General features: G+C 62.4%; 28 protein-coding genes. 12 read left to right on the forward strand and 16 right to left on the reverse strand.

Going from position 1 to position 23,352, the window contains the following annotated elements; all coding sequences use genetic code 11:
* Positions 1-624: amidase family protein (locus WA702_RS04030; protein ID WP_425109242.1), on the forward strand; the 624-nt coding region annotated here is incomplete at its 5' end.
* A gap of 113 nt (positions 625-737) precedes the next feature.
* Here WA702_RS04030 and WA702_RS04035 read toward each other — a convergent pair.
* Complete coding sequence (locus WA702_RS04035) at positions 738-1,130, reverse strand: VOC family protein (protein WP_425109243.1); 393 nt, start codon at positions 1,128-1,130, stop codon at positions 738-740.
* Positions 1,131-2,126: 996 nt separating this feature from the next.
* Here WA702_RS04035 and WA702_RS04040 point away from each other — a divergent pair.
* Together WA702_RS04040 and WA702_RS04045 are read left to right on the forward strand one after the other, a co-directional pair.
* Positions 2,127-3,620: an MmgE/PrpD family protein gene (locus WA702_RS04040; RefSeq protein WP_425109244.1), complete on the forward strand. Its 1,494-nt coding sequence runs from the start codon at positions 2,127-2,129 to the stop codon at positions 3,618-3,620.
* Positions 3,621-3,677: 57 nt separating this feature from the next.
* Positions 3,678-4,475 (forward strand): fumarylacetoacetate hydrolase family protein, encoded by a 798-nt coding sequence (locus WA702_RS04045; protein ID WP_425109245.1) that lies wholly within the window; start codon positions 3,678-3,680, stop codon positions 4,473-4,475.
* Positions 4,476-4,542: 67 nt separating this feature from the next.
* Here WA702_RS04045 and WA702_RS04050 read toward each other — a convergent pair whose 3' ends face one another.
* The 5 genes from WA702_RS04050 to xoxF5 all read right to left on the reverse strand — a co-directional run bounded on the left by WA702_RS04050 (position 4,543) and on the right by xoxF5 (position 9,256).
* Positions 4,543-4,713 carry a hypothetical protein gene (locus WA702_RS04050; RefSeq protein ID WP_425109246.1) on the reverse strand — a complete coding sequence of 57 codons (171 nt, stop codon included), beginning with the start codon at positions 4,711-4,713 and terminating at the stop codon, positions 4,543-4,545.
* 343 nt (positions 4,714-5,056) lie between these two features.
* A complete protein-coding gene (gene gfa, locus WA702_RS04055) occupies positions 5,057-5,620 on the reverse strand; it encodes an S-(hydroxymethyl)glutathione synthase (protein WP_425109247.1) in 564 nt (187 codons plus the stop codon).
* Positions 5,621-5,654: 34 nt separating this feature from the next.
* The gene (locus WA702_RS04060; RefSeq protein WP_425109248.1) at positions 5,655-6,764 is read right to left on the reverse strand and encodes an S-(hydroxymethyl)glutathione dehydrogenase/class III alcohol dehydrogenase; all 1,110 of its coding nucleotides are present in this window, start codon (positions 6,762-6,764) and stop codon (positions 5,655-5,657) included.
* Positions 6,765-6,828: 64 nt separating this feature from the next.
* A complete protein-coding gene (locus WA702_RS04065; protein WP_425109290.1) occupies positions 6,829-7,308 on the reverse strand; it encodes a c-type cytochrome, methanol metabolism-related in 480 nt (159 codons plus the stop codon).
* A gap of 145 nt (positions 7,309-7,453) precedes the next feature.
* Complete coding sequence (gene xoxF5, locus WA702_RS04070) at positions 7,454-9,256, reverse strand: lanthanide-dependent methanol dehydrogenase XoxF5 (RefSeq protein ID WP_425109249.1); 1,803 nt, start codon at positions 9,254-9,256, stop codon at positions 7,454-7,456.
* Positions 9,257-9,697: 441 nt separating this feature from the next.
* Here xoxF5 and WA702_RS04075 point away from each other — a divergent pair, with 441 nt between their 5' ends.
* The gene (locus tag WA702_RS04075; protein ID WP_425109250.1) at positions 9,698-10,651 is read left to right on the forward strand and encodes a helix-turn-helix domain-containing protein; all 954 of its coding nucleotides are present in this window, start codon (positions 9,698-9,700) and stop codon (positions 10,649-10,651) included.
* Between the two features lie 18 nt (positions 10,652-10,669).
* On the opposite strand, the gene WA702_RS04080 is transcribed toward WA702_RS04075, so the two are convergent.
* From WA702_RS04080 to WA702_RS04090, 3 genes are all read right to left on the reverse strand, one after another.
* Positions 10,670-11,623, reverse strand: coding sequence for a substrate-binding periplasmic protein (locus WA702_RS04080; RefSeq protein WP_425109251.1), 954 nt, complete (start codon positions 11,621-11,623; stop codon positions 10,670-10,672).
* Positions 11,620-11,901 carry a c-type cytochrome gene (locus WA702_RS04085; RefSeq protein WP_425109291.1) on the reverse strand — a complete coding sequence of 94 codons (282 nt, stop codon included), beginning with the start codon at positions 11,899-11,901 and terminating at the stop codon, positions 11,620-11,622. The genes WA702_RS04080 and WA702_RS04085 overlap by 4 nt, the downstream gene beginning before the upstream one ends.
* An 82-nt stretch (positions 11,902-11,983) precedes the next feature.
* Complete coding sequence (locus WA702_RS04090; RefSeq protein ID WP_425109252.1) at positions 11,984-13,648, reverse strand: methanol/ethanol family PQQ-dependent dehydrogenase; 1,665 nt, start codon at positions 13,646-13,648, stop codon at positions 11,984-11,986.
* 581 nt (positions 13,649-14,229) lie between these two features.
* Between WA702_RS04090 and WA702_RS04095 the strand changes: the two genes are divergently transcribed.
* Together WA702_RS04095 and pqqA are read left to right on the forward strand one after the other, a co-directional pair.
* Complete coding sequence (locus WA702_RS04095) at positions 14,230-14,598, forward strand: EF-hand domain-containing protein (RefSeq protein WP_425109292.1); 369 nt, start codon at positions 14,230-14,232, stop codon at positions 14,596-14,598.
* A gap of 157 nt (positions 14,599-14,755) precedes the next feature.
* On the forward strand, positions 14,756-14,836 hold the full coding sequence (gene pqqA / locus WA702_RS04100) for a pyrroloquinoline quinone precursor peptide PqqA (RefSeq protein WP_035721241.1): 81 nt from the start codon (positions 14,756-14,758) through the stop codon (positions 14,834-14,836).
* Between the two features lie 160 nt (positions 14,837-14,996).
* On the opposite strand, the gene WA702_RS04105 is transcribed toward pqqA, so the two are convergent.
* A complete protein-coding gene (locus tag WA702_RS04105) occupies positions 14,997-15,308 on the reverse strand; it encodes an EthD family reductase (protein WP_425109253.1) in 312 nt (103 codons plus the stop codon).
* A 167-nt stretch (positions 15,309-15,475) separates the two neighbouring features.
* On the opposite strand from WA702_RS04105, the gene WA702_RS04110 reads away from it, so the two are divergent.
* From WA702_RS04110 to WA702_RS04120, 3 genes are all read left to right on the forward strand, one after another.
* Positions 15,476-16,000 (forward strand): hypothetical protein, encoded by a 525-nt coding sequence (locus WA702_RS04110; RefSeq protein WP_425109254.1) that lies wholly within the window; start codon positions 15,476-15,478, stop codon positions 15,998-16,000.
* A 152-nt stretch (positions 16,001-16,152) separates the two neighbouring features.
* A complete protein-coding gene (locus WA702_RS04115; protein WP_425109255.1) occupies positions 16,153-16,332 on the forward strand; it encodes a hypothetical protein in 180 nt (59 codons plus the stop codon).
* 118 nt (positions 16,333-16,450) lie between these two features.
* Positions 16,451-16,687 carry a hypothetical protein gene (locus WA702_RS04120; protein ID WP_425109257.1) on the forward strand — a complete coding sequence of 79 codons (237 nt, stop codon included), beginning with the start codon at positions 16,451-16,453 and terminating at the stop codon, positions 16,685-16,687.
* A 22-nt stretch (positions 16,688-16,709) separates the two neighbouring features.
* Here WA702_RS04120 and WA702_RS04125 read toward each other — a convergent pair whose 3' ends face one another.
* The 4 genes from WA702_RS04125 to WA702_RS04140 are packed head-to-tail and all read right to left on the reverse strand — an operon-like array spanning position 16,710 to position 19,535.
* Positions 16,710-17,045, reverse strand: a complete 336-nt coding sequence (locus WA702_RS04125) for a hypothetical protein (RefSeq protein ID WP_425109293.1) — start codon at positions 17,043-17,045, stop codon at positions 16,710-16,712.
* 37 nt (positions 17,046-17,082) lie between these two features.
* On the reverse strand, positions 17,083-17,826 hold the full coding sequence (locus tag WA702_RS04130; RefSeq protein ID WP_425109258.1) for an ABC transporter ATP-binding protein: 744 nt from the start codon (positions 17,824-17,826) through the stop codon (positions 17,083-17,085).
* On the reverse strand, positions 17,816-18,553 hold the full coding sequence (locus tag WA702_RS04135) for an ABC transporter permease (protein WP_425109259.1): 738 nt from the start codon (positions 18,551-18,553) through the stop codon (positions 17,816-17,818). The genes WA702_RS04130 and WA702_RS04135 overlap by 11 nt, the downstream gene beginning before the upstream one ends.
* Before the next feature lies 1 nt (position 18,554).
* Positions 18,555-19,535 (reverse strand): ABC transporter substrate-binding protein, encoded by a 981-nt coding sequence (locus tag WA702_RS04140; protein WP_425109260.1) that lies wholly within the window; start codon positions 19,533-19,535, stop codon positions 18,555-18,557.
* 74 nt (positions 19,536-19,609) lie between these two features.
* Here WA702_RS04140 and WA702_RS04145 point away from each other — a divergent pair, with 74 nt between their 5' ends.
* On the forward strand, positions 19,610-19,972 hold the full coding sequence (locus WA702_RS04145; RefSeq protein WP_425109261.1) for a hypothetical protein: 363 nt from the start codon (positions 19,610-19,612) through the stop codon (positions 19,970-19,972).
* Positions 19,973-19,993: 21 nt separating this feature from the next.
* Here the strand turns inward: WA702_RS04145 and WA702_RS04150 are convergent, their stop codons facing one another.
* Positions 19,994-20,830, reverse strand: coding sequence for a quinoprotein dehydrogenase-associated SoxYZ-like carrier (locus WA702_RS04150; RefSeq protein WP_425109262.1), 837 nt, complete (start codon positions 20,828-20,830; stop codon positions 19,994-19,996).
* 65 nt (positions 20,831-20,895) lie between these two features.
* The gene (locus tag WA702_RS04155; RefSeq protein WP_425109263.1) at positions 20,896-21,819 is read right to left on the reverse strand and encodes a quinoprotein relay system zinc metallohydrolase 2; all 924 of its coding nucleotides are present in this window, start codon (positions 21,817-21,819) and stop codon (positions 20,896-20,898) included.
* 94 nt (positions 21,820-21,913) lie between these two features.
* Here WA702_RS04155 and WA702_RS04160 point away from each other — a divergent pair, with 94 nt between their 5' ends.
* Both WA702_RS04160 and WA702_RS04165 read left to right on the forward strand, forming a co-directional pair.
* Positions 21,914-22,798 carry a substrate-binding domain-containing protein gene (locus WA702_RS04160; protein WP_425109264.1) on the forward strand — a complete coding sequence of 295 codons (885 nt, stop codon included), beginning with the start codon at positions 21,914-21,916 and terminating at the stop codon, positions 22,796-22,798.
* Positions 22,795-23,352 carry a PQQ-dependent catabolism-associated CXXCW motif protein gene (locus tag WA702_RS04165; protein WP_425109265.1) on the forward strand — a complete coding sequence of 186 codons (558 nt, stop codon included), beginning with the start codon at positions 22,795-22,797 and terminating at the stop codon, positions 23,350-23,352. The genes WA702_RS04160 and WA702_RS04165 overlap by 4 nt, the downstream gene beginning before the upstream one ends.

Here is a 23,352-nt window from a genome sequence, read left to right on the forward strand (position 1 = left end):
GGCTGGATGGTCGGACCCGGTTTCGGACCTGTCGACGCCGAGGTCGCGGCGACCGTGAAGGCGGCGGCGGCCGCGCTCGAAGGCCTCGGCCTCTCCGTCGAGCAGGTGCGCATCCCCGCGCTCGAGCGCGACTTCGCCCTCGACGTGTTCAGCCGTCTCCACGTCAGGGAGATGAAGCCTGCCTTCGTGGAGGCGACCGCGGGCCGCAGCGAAAGCGAGCTCTACACGATGGCGAAGAGGATGCTCTCGCTGCCCGATACGTCGATGCAGGACTACATCGATGCGGAGCAGGCGGCGGAGCGCTTGCGAGACGGCTATGCCGCCTACTTCCGGGACTACGACGCGCTGATCACGCAGGTGCTGCCGATCGCCGCGCACGAGCACGGCGCATCTGAACTCGTCATCGACGGTCAGAAGGTGAACGCAACCTACGTGATGGGCGCCACCGTGCCGCTCAACGTCACCGGCCTGCCCGGCCTGTCGATGCGCTTCGGAACCAGCAAGGAAGGGCTGCCGATCAACGTGCAACTGGTCGGGAGCTGGCTCGCCGAGTCCACGATCCTGCATCTGGGCTCGCTGCTCGAATCCGTGAGCACGGTGCGCGACCTGCATCCAGAGCTGTGACGCGCAAACTACGGCGCTCACCATGCATCCGCTTCCAGAGACGCGCTAATCTGCGCCAGCGCAATGTGCTGGTCGTCGGCCCGACCGGCGACCAGCAACGCGAGGTGCTGGTGTCACCCAGCGGTCTGTTGCTGCGTGTCAGTCATGTTTTGTCCGATCCGCCACAATACCCCGGCCGGGTCAACGACTACAAAGTCGCGAATGCCCCATGGCCTATCCTCGGGGGGATCAGCCTTCACGCCATACTTGGCCGCAAGTGCATTGTCCCGAACGTGGGCCCACCAGGCTTCGACGTCTTCGACAAGCAGATGCATCATGAAGTTGTCGGCGTGTTCCTTGACGTAGAAGTTCTGCAAGAGGAAGCTCGATCGCCCATGATGGAGATAGGCGAGCCCGTCAGACGACCATGCGAGATTGAAGCCCAAATCCTGGTAGAAGCGCTTAGACAAGGCGAAGTCCTTGGACGGGACGAAGGCCTTCACTTCGATTGCGGTCATGTCCGGCATTGCCGTGGTTTCCTCGCTTCGGAGCCGCCATGTTGCCGAGGGCTAGATGTCCCAGTGTCTTACCCACAAAATCAGGAATCCAGTAATCATTCCCAGGATTGCGACAATCGCGAACGGCTGATGGATCGCGGCGTCCTCCTGCAAATAAGTCGGGTAGAGGCTTTGGCGGTTCGCAGGTTCACGGCCAGGTAACGCGGGAAACCTTGTCCGCCGGGCACATCGAAGCCGACGAATTCATCGCGCGACCATCATTTGGACGATAGGATTCATTGCTTCGAAAAACTAAATTCATTTGCGCATCCAAACCGATGACCTCTGTCCAGATGCTGCGTGTAAAAAATTTCTGTTTCTATTTTTCAGAAAATGTGATTATATCCTGCCATCCCGCCTCGATGAAGAGGGCGTTTCGGCCAATCGTCACGATACGTGGAGGCGGGGAGCGATGGACGTGGATGGCGCGGCTTAGACGATCGCGCTTGAGGCGGACGCGAAATCGTGTGGTCCTGGTCTCCCGGTGCTGAGGCCAAGCCGGCGCAAACGCTCATGCGTTGTCGCAGGTGATGGGGGCAACAAGCCGGTCCCCAAGGAGAGCGCGTATAAGCGTTAAAACTGTCGCGCAGGGAATGCCGGATGTTCGGCTGGACCTGTGGTGACTGCCGCCAGCTTTCTTTGTTGCTGGCGGGCCATGGGTTGCGGCCAGCACCCGGCATTCCCTGCACCCTCTGATCTTCCGGAAGAGGGTTCATCGGCACAACTCGGGCGCGATCGCGCCGTGAGACTGCGAGCGCATGACGGCGTCGTCCCCGGAGCCATCGAGACCTGCGGTCCTGCGTCGGCACGATGAGCGCGCGGAACAGGTTGATATGGGCCTTTTACTCATGGCAATACGTCGCGCCACATGCGGTCGAACCGCTGGGGTCGCCGGCACTTTGTTTTGCACTGCAAACGCGGGGGCCGGAGCGACAACGAACAGCGTGCCAACGCGGGAGATCCATCATGTCAAGCACCGATCGCCGGACCTTATTGCAAGGCGCCGCCGCGCTGCCGTTTCTCGCTGCCGGCGTGACCATCGCTGCGGCTGATGGGTCCGACAGTCCGGCCGCGCCAGCCAAGCCTTTGGAAGCCAAGCCTGCGGCGGCGAAGCCCGCGCCGCCCGACGTCACGCGCCAGCTCGCGCATTACATCGTCACGGCCGGCTATGACGACCTGCCAGCCAATGTCCGCAAGGAGGGCGTGCGCACGCTGTTGAACTGGGTCGGCGTTGCGATCGGTGGTTCGCATACCCAGACCGTCGACATCGCGGTCTCGGCGCTGGCGCCGTTCTCGGGTCCGCAGCAGGCCTCGCTGTTCGGCCGCAAGGAACGCTTCGACATCATGAACGCCGCCTTCATCAACGGCGTTTCCAGCCACATCTTCGACTACGACGACACTCACCTGAAGACCATCATCCATCCGGCGGGGCCCGTGGCTTCGGCGATCCTGGCGCTGTCGGAAATCCAACCCGTCTCGGGCAAGGACTTTCTCAACGCGCTCGTGCTGGGTGTCGAGACCGAGTGCCGGATCGGCAATGCGGTGTATCCGAACCATTACGACGTCGGCTGGCACATCACCGGCACGGCCGGCGTGTTCGGGTCGGTGGCCGCGGCCGGCAAGCTGCTCAGGCTCAACGAGCAGCAGATGGTGTGGGCGTTGGGACTGGCCGCCTCGCAGCCGGTGGGCCTGCGTGAATCGTTCGGCTCGATGAACAAGAGCTTCAATCCGGGCCGCGCCGCCTCCAACGGCATCTTTGCGGCATTGCTGGCCTCGAAGAATTTCACCTCGTCCGACCAGATGATCGAGGCCAAGCGCGGCTGGGCCAACATCATCAGCACCAAGCAGGATTACAATGAGATCCTGGGCGATCTCGGCAAGCGCTACGAGGCGGCGCTGAACACCTACAAACCGTTCGCCTGCGGCATCGTCATGCATCCGGCGATCGATGCGGCGATCCAGCTCCGCAACGAGAACAAGCTGACGGCGGACCAGATCGATCACGTCGATCTGAAGGTGCATCCGCTGGTGCTGGAGCTCACCGGCAAGAAAACGCCGCGCGAAGGGCTCGAAGGCAAGTTCAGCATCTACCATGCGGTTGCGGTGGCTTTGATCGAAGGCGCCGGCGGCGAGAAGCAGTTCAGCGACCGGGCGGTGACCGATCCAGCCGTCGTCGCGTTGCGAGCTAAGGTCAATCCGGTGGTGACGCCGGGCATCAAGCCGGCGCAGGTCGACATGACCGTCGTGCTCAAGGACGGCCGGCAACTGCACCGCTATATCGAGCACGCGATCGGCAGCGTCGAAGTCCCGATGACCGACAAGCAGCTCGAGACCAAGTTCTCCGATCTCGCCGAAGGCATCATTCCGCCGGATGCGATCCGCCGCGTGATGGATGCCTGCTGGAACGTGGAGACGCTGCCCAACGCGGCCGAGATCGCAAAAATGTCGGCGTCGTCGTAAGCGAAACGGTAACGCGCGCGCCGCAACGGTGCGCGGCGCATATCACAGGAAAGATACATGTCCAAGACCTCTCGACGAAACCTCCTTGCCGCGGCAGCGGGCGCCATCGCAACCGGCGTGATCGCGGACGCGGCGCCCGCCGCGGCTGCGGACGCAGCCGTAAAGCCGATCTTCGAGGTTCCCCTGACCTGGATTCCGATCGTCGGTGAGAAGGAGGTGTTTCCGGTGCGCCGCATCTACTGCATCGGCCGCAACTATGCGGCGCACGCGATCGAGCGCGGCTCCGATCCGACCCGCGAGCCGCCGTTCTTCTTCCAGAAGCCGACCGATGCGATCCAGACCGTCGCGCCGGGGCAGGTCACGGACCATCCTTATCCCTCGCTGACCAAGAACTATCACCACGAGGTGGAGCTGATCGCGGCGCTGAAGTCGGGCGGCAGCAACATCGCGCCGGAGCAGGCGCTGGAGCACGTCTATGGCTATGCGCTCGGCCTCGACATGACCCGGCGCGACCTGCAGAACGCGATGGCGGGCGAGAAGAAGCCGTGGGAGATCGGCAAGAGCTTCGATCATGCCGCGGTGATCGGCCCGATCCATCCCGTCGCCAAGGTCGGCCATTTCACCAAGGGCGCAATCTCGCTCGCCGTCAACGGCAAGGTGCGGCAGAGTTCCGATCTCAGCAAGATGATCTGGAGCGTCGCCGAGCAGATCGCGAAATTGTCGGAGGCGTTCGAGTTGAAGGCCGGCGACATCATCTATTCCGGAACGCCGGAGAATGTCGGGCCCGTGGTCAAAGGCGATTTGCTGCTGGCCAAGCTCGAAGGGCTGCCGGACGTGTCGATCAAGATCGTCTGACGAGACAGGATGACGAGAAAAGATGACGGCCTGCAGCGCTCGGAATGCTGCAGGCCATCAGCCCGGGTCAGGCGTCGCGGCGTTCCGGCTCGATGGCCTGATGGTGCTGGTCGTGTGCACGCTCGGTCGCCGCATCACCGATCGGTCGGCGCGACAGCGTCGCGATCACGCCATCGTAACGCTTGCGTTGCGGCTGCGCCGCATGGGCCCGTCCGGGCAGTCGCTCGTAGATTCGCATGGCTGGCTTCCCCCCAATGAAGCTTGCTTTGTGAGTCGTGCGCTCGAAAGCTTGCCGCTGTCGCGGCCGCTGCGCAATCCGGAACACGCCGGATTTGGGGAGCTACGAGAAATCGCCTGCGATCCATGTGGAGATCGAGGGCAATTGTTGCTGTGCGTTGCTTCGGGCGGGCTGGTTGCCGATCGGCAGGCTGCGAATGCGCTTTCCGGTCCGCCGCAAAGATCGCGTTGTCAGCGGGAGGACGGAGCAGGGGAAGGCAGGGGCAATCAAGGAAATGCCTCGCCGGCGGCAAGCCTGCGAGGCATCAAGTTGGTCAGGAAGGAATGTGTTGACGTCGGCCCCCTCAGGCGGCCTTGGCCTTGGCGACGTGGGTCGCGATCGCATCCATCAAAGGCGGCGACAGGCAATCATAGGGTTCCAGCCCAAGTTCCTTCAGGCGTCCGCGGATGGCGCCCATCTGCTCCGGCTTGACGCCGGACTCGATCACGGAGGAGACGAAGGCGGCGAAGCCCGGTGCCGCCGAGCCCTGTTCCTGGAACAGCTCGGGGTGGATGAAGTCGAGCCCGTAGAACGGATGCCCGGTGTTCTCGATGCGGCCATACATATGGGTGCCGCAGGCCTTGCAGGCGTGACGCTGGATCACCGCCGAGGGGTCGACGACCTGGAGCTTGTCGCCGTTCTCGAGCACGGTCACGTTTTGCCGCGGCACCACCGCGACGACCGAGAAGACCGCGCCTTCCGGCTTCCAGCACTTGGTGCAGCCGCAGGCGTGGTTGTGGGCCACGTCGCCCTTGATGCCGACCTTGACCGGCTTGTCGTGGCACTTGCAGACCAGCGTTCCGCCGGCAAAGCTACCGGAACCCTGCTTGACGCCGTTATCGACCGACGGATGGATATGAGCAGTCATGGGCAGTTCTCCTCCTGTTTGACGTTTGTCGAAATCAGAACACGACGACCGAACGGATCGACTTGCCCTCATGCATCAGGTCGAAGCCCTTGTTGATGTCCTCGAGCTTGAGCGTGTGCGTGATCATCGGATCGATCTGGATCTTTCCGTTCATGTACCAGTCGACGATCTTGGGAACATCGGTGCGGCCGCGCGCGCCGCCGAATGCGGTGCCCTTCCAGACGCGGCCGGTTACGAGCTGGAACGGGCGGGTCGCGATCTCCTTGCCGGATTCGGCGACGCCGATGATGATCGACTCGCCCCAGCCACGGTGGCAGGCCTCCAACGCCTGGCGCATCACCGTGGTGTTGCCGGTGCAGTCGAAGGTGTAGTCGGCGCCGCCATCGGTCAGCGTGACCAGATGCGGGACGATGTCGCCCGAAATTGTCTTGGGATTGACAAAGTGCGTCATGCCGAAGCGGCGGCCCCATTCCTCCTTGGAGTCGTTGATGTCGACGCCGATGATCTTGTCAGCGCCCGCCATCTTGGCGCCCTGAATGACGTTGAGCCCGATGCCGCCGAGGCCGAACACCACGACGTTGGACCCAGGGGTGACCTTCGCCGTGTTCACCACGGCGCCGACGCCAGTCGTCACGCCGCAGCCGATGTAGCAGCTCTTGTCGAAGGGGGCGTCCTCACGGATCTTCGCCACCGCAATCTCGGGCAGCACCGTGAAGTTCGAGAAGGTGGAGCAGCCCATGTAGTGGTAGACGGTCTGGCCCTTGTAGCTAAAGCGCGAGGTGCCGTCGGGCATCACGCCCTTGCCCTGGGTGGCGCGGATCGCGGTGCAGAGATTGGTCTTTCGGCTGAGGCAGCTTTTGCACTGCCGGCATTCCGGCGTGTACAGCGGAATCACGTGGTCGCCCGGTTTCACCGAGGTGACGCCCGCGCCGACCTCCCGCACGATTCCCGCGCCTTCATGTCCGAGAACCGAGGGGAAGATGCCCTCGCTGTCGAAGCCGTCCAACGTGTAGGCGTCGGTGTGGCAGATGCCCGTCGCCTTGATCTCCACCAGCACTTCGCCGGCCTTCGGCCCTTCCAGATCCAGCTCGACGATTTCCAGCGGCTTCTTGGCCTCGAAAGCGACCGCGGCGCGCGTCTTCATCTTCAACTCCTATGTCTCTGCTTGGGCGCCACAGGCTTCGTTGCCTGGTCTCCCATCTCACTTATCACTTGCGCCCCATGCAGGAATTTTCCGCCTCTGTATAGGCCTTCGGCTTGTCTTCGTGCTTTTCAGGCCGCTGGCGTCCCCAGGCGTCGTTGGCTCGGGCGCGCAGATAGACGTAGATGTCGTCCATGTAGCAGGCGACGTTCGGATTGTCGCCGAAAGCCGGCATGACGTTCTCTTGAGCGGTGCTGACGTTCTTGCGGCCGCTTGCAACGACCCCAAGAAAATCGGCATAGCTCATGGTCTTCAACGAGTCCTTCAGCGCCGGTGCGTAGCTCGAGCCCATGCCGTCAGGACCGTGACAGACGTGACATTCCGAATGGTAGCGGCGATAGCCGGAATAGGTGTACCAGTCCACGGTGCCGTCGGCCTGGATCTTGTAGGTTGGGTTTCCATCCTTGTCGGAATATTTGCCGTCCTCGGACTTCACGGCGGTCGGATCACCCGAACCATCCGCCAAGGCTGTCGCCGGCAAGACCATCGCTGTTAAGGCAATTCCTCCGGCCACCACGACAAGAGCCGCAGCTGCCGCAAAATAGATTCTACGCAAGTGCTTGATCCCTGAGATTGGATGGAGGCAAGCCGGCGCATGGAGTCATCCATGCGCCGGAAGCAGACAGGCCGACTTACTGAGGCAGCGAGAACACGGTGAGCGTGCCGCCGAGCGCCGTGTAGTTGCTCAGGGCCGCGTAGCCGCCGACCGCGCCGAGACCGGCGTTCGGATCGGTCAGGCCGGCTGCGAGACCGATGCCGGCCCAGCCACCGACGCCCGAGAGCACCGCGATGTACTGCTTGCCATTGTTCTCATAGGTCGTGACGTTGCCGATGATGCCAGAGGGAGTCTTGAACTTGTAGAGCTCCTTGCCGGTCTTGGCATCGACGGCCTTGAGATAGCCTTCGAGCGTTCCGTAGAACACCACGTTGCCTGCGGTCGCGAGTGCGCCCGACCACACCGAGAACGGCTCCTTGTTCGACCAGACGATCTTGCCGGTCTTGCCATCCCACGCGATGAAGTTACCCATGTTGGTGTCGCCCGGGGGCGGATACATCGACAGCGTCGCGCCGACATAGGGCTGACCTGCGGTGTAGCTCACCTTGAAGGGCTCGTAGTCCATGCAGACATGGTTGGTCGGCACGTAGAACAGCTGCGTGTCCGGAGAATAGGCCGCCGGCTGCTCGTCCTTGGTGCCGAGCGCGGCCGGGCAGACCCCCTTGGTGTTGTGGTCCTCACCATTTTGGTCGGTCGAATATTGCGCGACGACCTTCGGACGCCCATAGGTCTGCGAGTTCTTGTCCATATCGACGCCGGTGGTCCAGTTGACCTTCGGATCGTACTTCTCTGCGACGAGCAACTCGCCGCTGGCGCGATCGAGGGTGTAGCCGATACCGTTGCGGTCGAAATGGGTGAGCAGCTTGCGTGCCTGGCCATTAATCGTCTGATCGCTGAGGATCATCTCGTTGACGCCGTCATAGTCCCACTCGTCGTGCGGCGTCATCTGATAGACCCACTTCGCCATGCCGGTCTCCGGATTACGCGCGAAGATGGTCATGGACCACTTGTTGTCACCTGGACGCTGCTTCGGATTCCAGGTCGAGGGATTGCCCGAGCCGTAATAGACGAGGTCGAGCGTCGGATCGTACGAAATCCAGCCCCAGGTGCAGCCGCCGCCGATCTTCCACTGATCGCCTTGCCAGGTCTTCAGGCTGGAGTCCTTGCCGATCGGCTTGCCGAGCGCGGTGGTCTTGTCGTCGACCAGGATCTGGTCATCTGGGCCTTCGGAGTAGGCTTTCCAGACCTGCTTGCCGTCCTTGACGTCGTAGGCGGTCATGCTGCACTGCACGCCGAACTCGCCACCCGAGGTGCCGACCAGCACCTTGTCCTTGATTACGATTGGCGCCGAGGTGCCGGTCTGTCCCTTGGACGGATCGCCATTGTTGATGCTCCAGGCGACCGCGCCGGTCTTGGCATCGAGCGCAACCAGCTTGTCGTCGGCCTGATGCAGGAAGACCTTGCCGTCGCCATAGGAGAGGCCGCGGTTGACGGTGTCGCAGCACATCACCGGAATGACGTTCGGATCCTGCTTCGGCTCATAGCGCCAGACGATCTTGTTGTCCTGCGACAGGTCGAGCGCATAGACCTTGTTCGGGAACGGCGTGTGCACATACATCATGTTGCCGATGATCAGCGGGCCGCCCTCATGGCCGCGCAGCACGCCGGTCGAGAACGTCCAGGCAACCTGGAGCTTGCCGACGTTGGCTGCGGTGATCTGATTCAGCTTAGAGTACCGCGTGTTGGCGTAATCGCCTGCCGGCATCACCCAGTCCTTGGGGTTTTCCGACATCTTGACCAGATCGTCGCTGGCCCATGCACCGCCTGTACAAAGCGCGGCAACTGATGTGAGACAGGTTGCGAGTAGCACCTTTCGCATCGTCATTCCTCCCAGGTTAAGATTCTTAGGGTTCCGCGAGATGCGGCCCCGGTCGTTGATTATTCACTGTCATCCCTATCCGGTCCGGAATCGAGAAACTTGCCCAAGAGCGAAACGCGCTTGCTCAAGAGTGAATCTGCGGGAATTAAAAGTACTTTTTGGTGGGAGTTTTTCCTATGCGGCTCATCTGCGCGGCATCTCGCTATTCTTGCTGCGCAGCATCAATGAGCCAAAGGCATAGTCTCAACCGTAAGTCAGCGTTGATGTTTTCCTTGACGTTGCAGGGACGAAAGCACAGGATCGATGTGGGGATAGTGCTTAAGGAGGACTCCGCCTGCCAAGTTCGGAAGCTGCCCCAAAAGGGAATAATCCTGCTTCAACATCGGCCGTCACCGCGAGTGCCGGAACAGTTGTTTTTCGATCTTGAATCGGTGGATGGACATGTCCGATACGATCCGCTCGCTCAGCACCACGGGATTGGCGACGAAGAAGCAGATCCAATGTTGGTCAGATGCGCTGACCGATCTGTGTGGGCGATTTGACATCGATCCGCTGGAGGGCATGTCCTTCGAGGGACGGATTCATTTCACCACGATGTCGAAGCTCAAGCTGTGTCAGATCGAGGCGAGCCAGCATCGTATCGGCCACAGCTATGCCCGCGCGCGCTCTGGCGAACATCCCTATATCAAGATCCTGTTTCAGACCTATGGCGTGTCCTATTTCGAGCAGGACGGCCGGAGTATCGAGATTGGGCCGGGCGACTGCTTGGCCTATGACGTTTCATGTCCGCATACGATCGTGAGCCCGGCCCTGACCCGGCACGAAGTCGTGATCGTGCCCAAAGAACTCCTGCGCGAGCGCGGCTTTCGCCTTGAGAAGATGTCGGCCTGCAAGCTCTCGGCGCGCAGCGGTACCACGCGCATCGCGCACGAGTTCGCCCACGCCGCGTTCGACGAGGCGAACCGGCTGTCGCCAAATAGCGCAGCGGGCGTTGCCGATTCGCTGATCGACCTGCTGCTGTTGCCGCTTCGCGAAGCCGACGCCATGTTCGATCGTGGCGGCCCCGAGGCGATGTATGTCCGGGCGCAAGGCTTCATCCGCGAGCATCTGCGCGACCCCGAACTTTCGATCGAGCAGATTTCCGCGGCGCTCGGTTGCACCAAGCGCTATCTGCACATGGTGTTCAGCGATCGCGGCATGACGGTGAGCGACTATATCTGGCGTGCCCGGCTGCAGCATTGCCGCCAGGAGCTCGAAACCCAGGGTGGCAAGACCATCACCGACGTCGCCTTCTCCTGGGGCTTCTCCAGTTCGTCGCACTTCAGCCGCGTGTTCCGGAAGTATTTCGGCGTCGTGCCGTCGTCCGTTCACAAGGCGGCGGCGGCACGAACCTGAGGCCGAGCGCGCCGCGCGTCATTGCGCGCCGTTGCGTAGAACTTTCTGAAACGCATCTCCGAGCACGGTCGGCTCGCGCGGTGGCAGATAGGTGAGGCCGGTCGCCTGACCGAATGCGGCCAGCTTGCCCTGCGCCTGCAGGCCATCCAGCACCTTGTTCACATCGGCAATGAGGCCCGCATTGCTGGCCAGGCCCACATAGCCCCTGTTGGCACCGATTGGATAAAGATAGCCTGATGCGGCCAAGGTCGTGTCGGGATGTGCCATCCGATACGCATCGAAGCGCCTGAGGTCGAGCAGGGTGGCATCGAACCGGCCTTGTTCGAGCGCTCCGAGCAGGTCGTCGCGCGCCGGCACGAGATGGGTAATGCTGTCGATCAGCCGTCCCTTGTCATAGGTCATTAAGATGGCGTCGCCGAGCGTTCCGCTCTCGATCGCAAGGCGAAGGCCGGAGAGATCGCCGATGTCGGTGATCCGCTTGTCTCGCGCCTGCTGACCCAGCACCACCGTCAGCGACGAGAACATATAGGGCTTGGTCGGCGCGAGAATGCCGATCGTGATGCGCCGGCGATGGTCGTCTCTGGTGGCGCCGTCGAAGTCGGGCAGCTTTGCGGTCTTCACCCCTGGCACGACCAGCGAATCCTGCGTGAAGGCGTAGCTGCCGACGAGCGAACAACGGCCGTCGGAGAGCAGCGCATTGGCTTCGAGCGCGGGGCTCGAATCCTCGTCGAGCTTGCTTTCGAACCACTGGACCTCGAGCCGACGGCCGAGGCCTTCTGCAACCGCTCGCGCCAAGGCGACGTCGAAGCCCGTGCCCGGCTTGCCGCGATGGTGCATCGACAGCGGCGGCAAATTCTCGTCGAGGCACACGCGCAGCGGCTCGTCAGCCGCGCGCGCGAGCGACATCGTGACGGCGCCGGCGGGCAAGGCGATCGCCCAGGCCGATATCATGGCTGCGATCAGGCGCCTCATGGGGTTCTCCGGCTGGAAATATAGGCCCAGAGTGCGCCGATATCGTCGTCATTCAGGATATCGCCCCAAGGCGGCATCCGGCCATTCTTGCCCTGCTTCACCGTGGTGACGAAGCGCGGCTCGTCATCCGGAAAGCGCCGCAAATCCGGCGTGATGGTGCCTGAATTGACCATGTTGGGTCCGTGACAGTGCGAGCACTTATGGGCGAAGGTTTCCTTGCCCAGATCGATCTTCGCCTGATCGACGCCACTCTGCTGTTGGGCGATGGCGGCTGTCATCACGACAGCCGACACCACGGTGACGGCGACGACATGCGCCGCCGTCCAGATGATTCCACTCCGCTTCACTGGCAATCCGCGCTCAGTTCTTGACCGCGAAAACCCAGAGCGAACCGCCGGTCGGCACCTTGGCCAGACGCTCGTCTCCTGAAAACAGCGAATAGACGCCGCCGTAGCCGCTGGCCACTGCAACATACTGCACGCCATCCTGTTGCCAGGTCACGGGCTGCCCCTCAATGCCGGAGCCGGTCTGGAACTGCCACAGCTTCTTGCCGCTGTCGGCATCGAAGGCTTCGAATTCACCCGTCAACTGGCCGGAGAAGACGACGCCGCCCGCCGTGGACAGCACGCCCGAGAAGCGCGGAATGTCGCTCGGTTGTTCCCACTTGGCCTTGCCGGTCATCGGATCGATCGCCTTGAGCTGGCCGCGCGGGCCATCGCCCCATTCCCAAGTGTCGGTCAGATCCATGCCGAGGTACCACTCGCCGGCCTTGTAGGTTGCCGGCTCGGTCTTGTAGTGACCGCCGAACACCAGCGTGTTGGCGTAGGCAAGGCCGGTTTGCGGGTTGAACGACATCGGCTCCCAATTCTTGCCGCCGAGGATCGACGGAAAGACGGTCACCTTCTTGCCTTCACGTGCACCGGTCGTGACGTCGGTCTCGATCGGCTTGCCGGTTTTCATGTCGATGCCGGAGGCCCAGTTGACCTTCACGTAAGGATTCGCCGCCAGCAGCTTTCCGTTGGTGCGGTCGAGCACATAGAAGAAGCCGTTGCGATTGGCATCCATCAACACCTTGGTCGGCTTGCCGTCCACGGGCAGGTCGGCCAGGACCATCTCGGCAACGGAGTCATAGTCGAACGGATTGTTCGGCGAGAACTGATAGTGCCACTTGATCTTGCCGGTCTTCGGATCCAGCGCGAGCACCGAGCAGGTGTAGAGGTTGTCGCCGGGGCGCACGGCCGCATTGAACGGTCCGGGATTGCCGATGCCCCAATACACCGTGTTCAGCTCGGGATCATAGGAGCCCGTGATCCAGGTCGAGCCGCCGCCGAGCTTCCAGGTATCGCCTTTCCAGGTATCACCGCCGGGCTCGTCGGGGGAGGGCACCGTGTAGGTGCGCCACAGACGCTTGCCAGTCGCGGGATCCCAGCCGTCGATGAAGCCACGGGTGCCGAACTCGGCGCCGGACATGCCGGTCAACACGACGCCGTCGGCGACCAGCGGCGCGACGGTCATCGAATAGCCTTCCTTAATGTCGGCAGCTTTCTGCCGCCACAGCTCCTTGCCGGTCTTGGCATCGAGCGCGATCACATTGGCATCGAGCGTGGTGCGGAACAGCTTGCCATCGTACAGTGCGGCGCCGCGATTGATGATGCCGCAACAGACGATACGCGGCGTTTCCGCGGGATATTCGACCTTGGTCTTCCAGATCTGCTTGCCGGTCTTGGCGTCGATCGCCATCGTCGCATTATGCGTCGTGATGTAGAGGGTGCCCTGATAGATGATGGGTTGGGATTCCTCGCTGCGGTCGTCCGCGAGGCTGTAATTCCAGACCGGGACGAGGTCCTTGACGTTGTCCTTGCTGATCTGTGTCAACGGGCTGAATCGCTGCAGATTGTAGCCCATTCCGTAATTGAGGACGTTCGATGTATCAGTTGCGCCCTTGACCAGTTCATCGGCGGTCTGTGCGCTTGCGCCATGCGAAGCAAGAACAGCGAGGCTTACGGCCAACGCGATCCGTTTCATCCATTCCCTCCCGAATATTGTCTGCGCGCCTATGCTGACGCGACGCGACCAACACTCTGCCCGAAACGAAAATGCGTCAACAAGGAAACGCGCAAGCGCTGCTGACGACGCCACCATGCATCACCGCACGGAATGTTTCCGAGGCATTTTGCGTTGTGGCGCTGTCGTCGGGAGTTGGTCGGTGAGCGTTGCGGTGCGGGAATTTGTACCAAGCATGAGAATCATTTTTCCTTAGTCGCAACAGATGCGTTGTATGCCACGCGCAGTCCGATGCGCTCGACCGTCCTTCCGATGCTCGGAGGATGATAAAGACGACAACGACGGGAAGCCGGCACGAACAGCGGCATCGCGCAGCTGATCCAAAAAGCGCCTTGCTTTACAAACAGGAAGACTGAAAGTGGTCGCTTTTGCGTTGCAATATGTTCGCGGGCGCTATATTCGACAGCTTCTTCATAGCGTTGGTAAGGCCGCCGCCGCCGAGGCGTTGTTGACGGCTGTCCCGGGCACGACAAATATTCCTGCAGCAAGACGACGATTGGAGATCAAGCATGAGATCGAAAACTGTCATCGCCCTGATCGCGATGGGTACAATGTTTGGGGGCTTGCCGGCCTTAGCGGCTGCGCGTGCCCCCGATCCGATCAAGACCTTTGATACCGACAATGATGGGACGCTCGACCTGATGGAGGTGAAGAAGGTCGCTGCGGCCGAGTTCGCCAAGCTCGATCGCGACCATGAAGGCACGCTCGATGCCCGCGAATTGCGTGGCAGGCTGAGTGCAAAGGATGTCAAAGCGGCCGATCCCGACCACGATGGTACATTGACGATGGATGAATATCTTGCCGTGGTCACGCAGCGTTTTGACGCCGCTAATAGAGACAATGACGGAACCGTCGACGCCAAGGAGCTGAGGACGCCGGCCGGAGCCGCTCTGCTGAAGCTGCTGCGCTGACTGGTCAGGATCGAACGATTCCGGGGCCGATGTAGGACATATAGGCAGAACTTTATGGTTCCGGGCGCATCTTGCGTTCCGTCAACCGTGGCCCTAGCTTCAAACTTGGCGCGAGCAACGCGCCAACCACTTGGAAACCAGAGCTTGGGAGAGTGACATGACCTGGAAGACCCCGAAGATCGTTGAAGTGCCGGTGGGCATGGAAATCAACATGTACGCCTGTGCGGCGCGCAAGTAATCACGGCTGAAAAGTCTTGATCTATCAGTGATCTGCCAGACCTGCTCGAGCGTAATACGCGAAGCCCAGGCCTGGCAGACTTAGTTATTCTGGCAGACATATTATAAGGTCTGACTTATAAGTCAGACACATAGATTCTGGCATACGGCGCGACTGCCACTCACAGCTCCTGAGTGTCGAAGATATAGAGATCGACACCACCGTCCGCGAAATTGGGAAGATCACCCGCCGCGGCCTTTCCCTCCGCAGACCCCATACCGGCCTTCAGCGCATCCATCGTATCGAACGACAAGGTCGCGACGAGGTGAATGTCCGCGCTCGGGCCGGCGGGGGTGCCGACCCCGCCGCGGCTGATGTCATAGGCGGTCAGGCCGGGAATTTTCTTGGCGAGCGGTGCGTGGACTGACATGTAGTGCTTCTCGAACGCTTCAGCATTCTTTGGCTTCTTGTAGAGCACGAGAACCTTCGGCATTGCTTGATCCTCCCCTTTTGTTGCGGCCTCTCGGGACCGGCGTCATTGCATCCGATCTTTGCCCGGGGATCAAGCGCGGGCTCGCTGGTCGCCACTCTCGATGACGTGATAGAATGTTAACTTACGCAGCGCGCTGCTCCGATTTACCAATGTCTTGCGGACTGTGAATGCCTGCCACCGCAAATGCAGTCTGTACCGCCGTCTCGTGCGTCGCGATGCTGGTCTCCGGCGCCACGCATGCCGAAGGCATTGATACCGAGCGCATCTTCGGCTTCATGATCGGCAGCGATGTCGGCGAGCACGAATTTCAGAGCGAGACCACCGGACGATTCGGCAAGGGCGGCGGTCACTACCATGGCGGCGAGCAGGAGCTGGAGCTCGAGCTGGTCCCGGCGAAGAATTTCCGTATCGAGCTCGGGACCGCGTTTGTCGGCAATGACATTGGCGGGCTCCCCGGCTTCGACGACCGTCCCCAACTGGCCTGGCAGGGTGCCTCGCTCGATCTGCGCTACCGCTTTCTCGACCGCGAGACCGCGCCGTTCGGGATGGCATTGTCCGTGCAGAACGAGGCGAGCCGGATTGATGACAGCAGTGGTGCGCCGACGCGGCGATACGGTACGGCGTTCACCCTGGCATTCGATCGCGAGATCGTGCCGGATCGCGTCGTTACTGCCCTGAATCTGTCCTATTAGCCGCAATGGACACAGCTTTCCGGTTCAGCCGAGATCGACCGCAAGGCGACGATCGGAGCGGCCTTCGCCGTGATGGCGCAGCTTCGCCCGGGGATTTGCTCGGCGGCAAAGCGCGCTACTTCAGGCGATATGATGGCTTCGGGCTCGATACCTTGTCCGATCAGGCGCTGTTCATCGGCCCCACCGCCTATCTCCAGCTCTCCGACCGGTCGCGGCTGACGGCGTCATGGAGCACGCACGCCTGGGGACGGGCCAGCGGGATGCCGGCCGGACTCGACTTCCGGGAGTTCGAGCGTCATCAGGCCCGGCTGGTTTTCGGCGTCAATTTCTAGCGAGGCCGGTTGAAACTTCGGGACAGGCTGGAGGTTTCATGACAGCGTTTGAAACTGCGGCGCTGCCGCGGCGTAGCTGTTAATGCTCGCTACATAGCGCTTCACGGGATTTCCAGCCATGAATCCGATTGATCTGATCGTTACGGTGTGTGCGGTGCTTTCGCCGGCGACCTGCGAGGAGACGCATCTGGTGTTTGCCAATGGCGTTTCGCTAAGGCAGTGCGCAATGCAGGCGCCGCCCTATATCGCCCAATGGGTCGGCGAACATCCGAAGTGGACCGCCGTCAAGTGGCGCTGCGAATTTCCGCACACGAATGACAAGGTCGAAGGCGCCGCGACCGGCTCCGCGGGTTGATCCGACCAGACCACCGTCCCAACTACTTGTTGCAGTCCTTCAAATCCTTGTCGGCCACCGAGAACACCGCGTCGGCCTTGATCTCGATGCCGTGCACGAGGCATTGCTTGCCGCCGGTGTAGCTGACCCTTGCGTCGTAACGCCCGGGGTCGACGCCGCTGATGCGCAGCCGTTCGTCGTGATCGACCTCCTTGTCCTTGTCGTTCAGGGTCTGATTGGGGCCCCATTCGGTCTTGCCCGCCGGCGACAGCTCGAAGCCGGTGATGGTGGCGGTGGTCAGATTCCACAGCCGGACGCCTTTGCCCTGCGCCAGCAACTGACCAGGCGCGATCGAGAGCAGCAGGGCAGTGGCGACCATCAGCTTGCGCGACATTCAATTCTCCCAGACCCAACGTTCATTGTCGTTGTCCGCCAGCGTCCGATACGCCCTGCGAATTTGCAAGGTTCAACCTGGTGATATCGGCCTTGATCGCCGCGATGGTCTGCTCGTCGCGTGCCGCGCGCGGAATGGCGATCGGCAGGGTATGGAGCAGGCGCGCCGGACGCGACGACAGCAGGAGCAGCTTGTCGCCAAGGCGCACGGCGTCATCCAGGCTGTGCGTGACCAGGAGCGTGATCATTGGCCGGTGGCCGACCAGGCCCGCGATCTCCTCGCGCAACCGTGCCGCGAGAGCGTCGTCGAGTGATGCCAAGGGCTCGTCGAGAATGAGGAAATCCGGCTCGATGGCGAAGGCCCGGGCCAGCGCAACGCGGCGGGCGAGGCCGAGCGACAATTCACCGGGATAGTGTTCGCGGTGCGCGCCCAATTCCAGCAGCGAAAACAGCGCGGTGAGCCTGGCCTCATCGGCCTCGGGCGCGGCAAGGCGGACGTTGTCCTCGACCGAGCGCCAGGGCAGTAGCCTTGGCTCCTGAAACACCATTGCCAGTCGCGCCCTACCGGGCCGCGCGACGCGTCCCTGATAGTTCGGATCGAGACCTGCGAGGATTCGCAGCATAGTGCTCTTGCCGCAGCCGGACGGGCCAACCACGACGCCAACCTCGCCGGTGGCGAGCGAGAAGCGGATATCCGCAAGCACCTGATGCGGCTTGCCGGCTGCGCTGATGAAGCTCTTGCCGGTGATATCGACCTCAAGCTGCACGGAGACGCCACCGGGAGACACGGAGTTCGAACGGCTGCACCAGCACGGCCTCGATCACGAGCACGACAGCGGCGAAGCTCAGCGAGTAAGCCAGCAGCAGCGGAATGTCGAACAGCTGGAAGGCAATGCCGATCTCGAAGCCGATGCCGTTGGGCCGGCCAAGCAACTCGGCCACCAGCACGATCTTCCAGACCAGCGACAGGCCGGAGCGTGCGGCGGCGGCGATATAAGGCGCAAGCTGCGGCAGCAGGACGTGGCGGAAGGTGCGCCAGCGCGGGAATGCGAACACCTGCGCCATCTCGTCCAGCGCAGGATCCAGCGCACGCGTACCTTCGCGCAGCGTAACCACCGCGGTCGGCAGCTTGTTGATGGCAATGGCAGCGATCGCGGCTGCCTCCGTGAGGCCCGCCCAGATGTAGGCCAGCACGATCACCACCAGCGCCGGCAGATTGAGCAACAGGATCAGCCAGGGATCGCCGACCCGGTTCGCGAGCCGGCTCCGGCCCATCAGGTAACCGATGGCGCTGCCCACGCTCATCGCGAGCGTAAACGCCAGCACGACGCGGGCCAGCGTGGCACCGAGATGCAGAAACAGCGCGCCGGACCGTGCCTCCGTGATCATGGTGGCGAAAACGATCGAAGGGGCGGGCAGCTTGGCGCTGCCCGCGAGCAGCGCCGCGACCCACCAGGTCGCCAGGAACAATGCGAAAGAGAACAGGCGCAGCACCTCAGTCCCTCGGCTGGGGATTGTAATAGGTGCCCGGGCTGAGTTCGGCGCCGGGGCCGACAAGCTCGCGACCGCCGATGCCGGCCAGCACGCCATAGAGGATGCGGGCATCAGCCTCTTCATCTGATATCGGACGGTGCGGAATGCCGTCCCGGTAGCGATCGCGATAGGCCTGCAGAGTAGCGGCGTCAGCGGCTCCGGTCAGCGGCGCGATCGTGCTCCATTCGGCGTCGGACGTCGCAAGAATCTCCTTGGCCTTGGCGGTCACGGCGAAAAAGCGCGTCAGCAGGTCACGATGGGCGTTGGCCCAGTCCTCGTCGAACACGTAGCCGACCATCGCCACGCGCCCTTTCACACCGAATTTCGGCAGGATCTGCTCCATGCCGGCCAGACGGCGAAAACCCTTGGCTTCCAGCGCGGCGCAGAAATTCCAGTAGTTGAGGTTAGCGTCCATCTCGCCGTCGGCCATCTTGGCGGCGAGCAGCGGCGGCGCGCCATAGACGATGGTGGCCTGCGATTTGAGGTCGAAGTCCTCGCGCTTCAACGCGGCCTGCAGCAGCAGCCAGCTCTTGTCGATGGGACCGCCGGCGATCGCGAGCTTCTTGCCCTTGAGATCGGAAAGATCGTGAATCGGCGAGTTGGCCGGAACCATCACCGCGCCCAACGCGCTCGAATAGGGTGAGAAGACCAGCTTGGCGCCGAGCGCCCGCTCGCGCGACACCCACAGCCAGTCCGAGACCACGAGGTCGGCACTCCCGGCGCGGAGCGCGATCTTGCCGGCTTCGGGACTCGCAAGCTCGATGGTCTGGATCTCGATGTCCTGCTGCTTGTCCAGCCCATGGGCGCGAATCACCGCGAGCTCCCAGGCAAAGGTGCCGGTCTTTTGCGCCGCAACCCTGATCGTCTCCGCAGCGCAGCATGCGGAGACCGGGAGGAGTGCGCAGACCAACGCGCCCAGCAACAAACCAACGAACCGTGCCATGTGCGCCGTTCTCATCTTTTCATCCCGCCACTCATAGCATAGCTTTCGGGTCGTGCTCCGGGAGGAAAGCAATGATGACATGCAGACGGGCAGGACCAATTGTCGCCGCGGCCGCAATTCTTTTCGGCCAAATCTTTCTCGGCCAAGCCCGCGCCGCGGACCTCAACGATTATCCGACCGCCGCGCGCGCCGAATATGTGTTCGGCTGCATGAAGGCGAATGGCGAGGTCCGGCAGGCGATCGAGCAATGTTCCTGCTCGATCGACGTGATCGCCAGCATCATCCCTTATGATCGCTATGTCACGGCGGAGACCGTGCTCAGCATGTCGCAGGTGCGAAGTACGCTCGGTTCTGAATTCCGCTCGGCCGAGCAGGCGACCTCACCCGTCAACGACCTCAGGCGCGCGCAGGCCGAGGCTGAGGTGAGGTGCTTCTGAGGTTGCGCTTTCGAGTTCCGCTCAGCTGCCGGAGCTCTCGACCGGCCATTCGTGCTGGAAGACGTGGCCCTGCGTGTCCTTGGCCTCGGCCTCGAAATGCTTGGCGCCGTTCGGCACATAGGTGAAGCGGATGTTCGGGTCTTCCGAGATCGAAATGCCGCCTTCCATCGCGAGCACCAGGCTGCCGTCCTGCGATAGCTTGAGATCGTCGATGAAGAAGGCCGGGATATAGAGCTGGGTGACCTGGTCCATCTGCAGTCCCGAATTGTTCGGATGCCCGACCATCACCTGGGCCTCGCGCGCGCCGCTCGTGGCGCCGTCGCTGGCTTGCGTGAACTGGCGATAGCGCAGCTGCCCGGTATGCGCCTGGGCCTCTTCCGGATTCTTCGCGGCCGGAGCCGAGCAGCCGCCGGAGGCCTTCACATAGACCTTGGTGACATAGAGCTGGCCGTCGCTCAGCTCGGCCACCGCGTGAACGTCGGTGTAGCTGTTGACACGGACCCGGGTCGAGATTGCCGTGACATTGGCGTCTTGGCCCAGCGTGAATTTCGCTGCCATCGGCGCCGGGTTCTTGTCGATCACGAGGGTGATGGTCTTGATGCGACGGGTGTCAGCCGGCGACAGTTTGCTGCGCAAGGTCACCGGTACCAGCGAGGCATCCTCGGCGCGCGCCGGCATCTCGATCGCGAGTACCTCGGCGCCGTCGTTCATTGGACGGTTGTTGAAGATATCCTGCACCAGCCCCGGCCAGGGATCATAATCTTCGGCCTTCGCAGATGCGAAAGACACTATCAGCAGAACGCCAATCAGCAGAACGCCGGAGAGTGGCACACGGAGGAGGCGGGCTGCAGCTGTCATGTCGCATGTCCTCATCGATCCCGGGGATCCGAAGCGCGAAGCCGCAATATAGTCGCTCGCGCCTGCTATTCCCACTCCATTTGCGAAAATGCCGCGGTGGCGTTGCGGGCATTGTAGTCGTCGAACAACTGCCATTTCGGCCGTTCCGAGGCCGCGGCCGAGTTTGCAGCGTCCGTGATCGGGCGTCCCTGCGCGATCAGCTGGTGAATATCGGTGGCGAGTGTGTCGAGGTAACGGCGCTCATCGGCGAGTGCGGCCGGCCAATCGCCGACCGGCCCATGACCGGGAACGACGCGTTGGGCGGGCAAGGCGGCGAGCTTGTCGAGCAGGCCGCGCCACCCGCTCAGGCTGCCGTCCATCACCGGAATATGCGATACGAAGACGAGATCGCCAGCAAACAGCGTCCGGCTCTGCTGGTCATAGACGGTGAGATCGCAGTCGCTATGTGCTGTTGGCCAGGTCTGCAGCACCAGCGAGCGACCGCCGAGATCGAGGGTGAGGCTGTCGTCGACCAGCAAGGAGGGAGGCACTAGGCGCACCTCATCGATCAGCTCCGCGCCCATGATCTGCCTGAACGCCTCGATATAATGCGGTCCGCGCACAGCGAGCGCCCGCGGCAGGTTCCTGGCGCCGACAAAACTGGTTCCCGGCCGATCGAAGGCGCCGTTGCCGAACAAATGATCGGGATGGGCGTGGGTGTTGACGACGTAGCGGATCGGCTTGTCTGTGCGGGCGCGGATGGCGGCCAACAATTGCCGGCCCTCGCGGACGCTACCGCCGGTGTCGATCACGGCAACGGCATCGCTGCCGACCACGAAGCCGACATTGGCGATGTCGCCTTCATTCTCTTTGGTCATGAGCGCAATCTGGCCGTTATGCACGAACACGCCGGGCGCGATCTCGTGCACGTCGAGTTCCTGCGGCGCGGCGCCTAGGCATGGCGGAGCGAATATCAGCAGCAGGACAACGAAAAGGGCGGAACGTGCCATGGTTTTGCCTGCTCTATCGCTCTTGCACGCGCGGAAGCGCCAGCATAGCATTTTGAAAAATAGCACAACATACCCGGGCGGGATGGAAACGATGATGACCAACGGCAATCTTTACCGCGGCCTCCTGCTTGGCCTTGCGGGATATCTCACGCTGGCGGCGGCGCCTGCCGCGTTCGCGCAAGCGAGCGGCGACGGCGCCGACCTCTCGATCGAGCTGATCGATCCAAAGGTGCTCCGCGTCTGCGCCGACCCACGCAACATGCCGTTCTCCGACGAAAAGGGCGAGGGCTTCGAGAACAAGATTGCCGAGCTGTTTGCCGCAAAGCTGCAGAAGAAGCTCGACTACATGTATTTCCCGCAGGCGACCGGCTTCGTCCGCATGACACTGGGAGCGCACCGCTGCGATGTCATCATGGGCTATCCGCAGGGTGACGATCTCGTGCAGGGAACCAACCCCTATTATCGAACGACCTACGCCATCGTCACCAAGCCCGGCTCTGATCTCGCCGATGTTGCAACCCTGGAAGACACGCGCCTGAAGGGCAGGCACATCGGCATCATCGCCGGCACGCCGCCGGGGACCAACATGGCGATAGCCGGGCTGATGGCGACCGCGAAGCCGTATCCGCTGATGATCGATACCCGCGTCGATTCCTCGGCGCAGGCGATGATCGATGACGTCAAGTCTGGCGCGATCGATGCCGGCGTGCTGTGGGGACCGATGGCAGGCTACTACGCCAAGCAGGCGTCGCCCGCGCTGCACGTCACGCCGCTGATCAAGGAAACCACCGGACCGAAGCTGGTCTACCGGATCGGCATGGGGGTCCGCCCTGCCGATCAGAACTGGAAGCGGCAGCTCAACAAGATGATCCAGGAGAGCCAGGGCGAGATCAACAAGATCCTGCTCGACTATGGCGTGCCGCTGCTGGATGAAAGCGATCATCTGATCACCGCCGAGGCCGTCACCAAGTCGCCATGATACGCGCGCTGGGTTGCATGGCGCTTGCAGCCGTGTGGCTCATGGCTGCCGCGCACGCGCAAAGCGGCGTCGCTGAGCCGGATGGCTATCGCACCGAGAACTATCGCAGTCCGGTGCCGGCGACATTGGCCGGCGCGCGTGTGCTTTCGACCGAGGACGTCGAGGCGATCTGGCACGCCAAATCGGGCAGCTTCGTCGACGTGCTGCCCCGGCCGCCGAAGCCGAAGAACCTGCCCCCAGGCACGGTCTGGCGCGACCAGCCGCGGCAGGATATCCCGGGCAGCATCTGGTTGCCGGACACCGGTTACGGTGTGCTGGCGGCCGCGACCGAGGACTATCTGAAGCGCGGCCTCGCGCGCGCCTCCGGCGGCGACCGCCAGCGCCTGCTGGTGCTCTATTGCCTGGCCGATTGCTGGATGTCGTGGAACGCCGCTAAGCGCGCGCTATCCTATGGCTACACCAATATCGCCTGGTATCGAGAGGGTACCGATGGCTGGGCCGCCGCCCTTCTGCCGCTCGAAGAGGTGCAGCCAGAGCCGCGGCCGGAGGAGTGA

It is taken from the genome of Bradyrhizobium sp., assembly GCF_049798375.1.
In the GTDB taxonomy this organism is placed as follows: domain Bacteria; phylum Pseudomonadota; class Alphaproteobacteria; order Rhizobiales; family Xanthobacteraceae; genus Bradyrhizobium.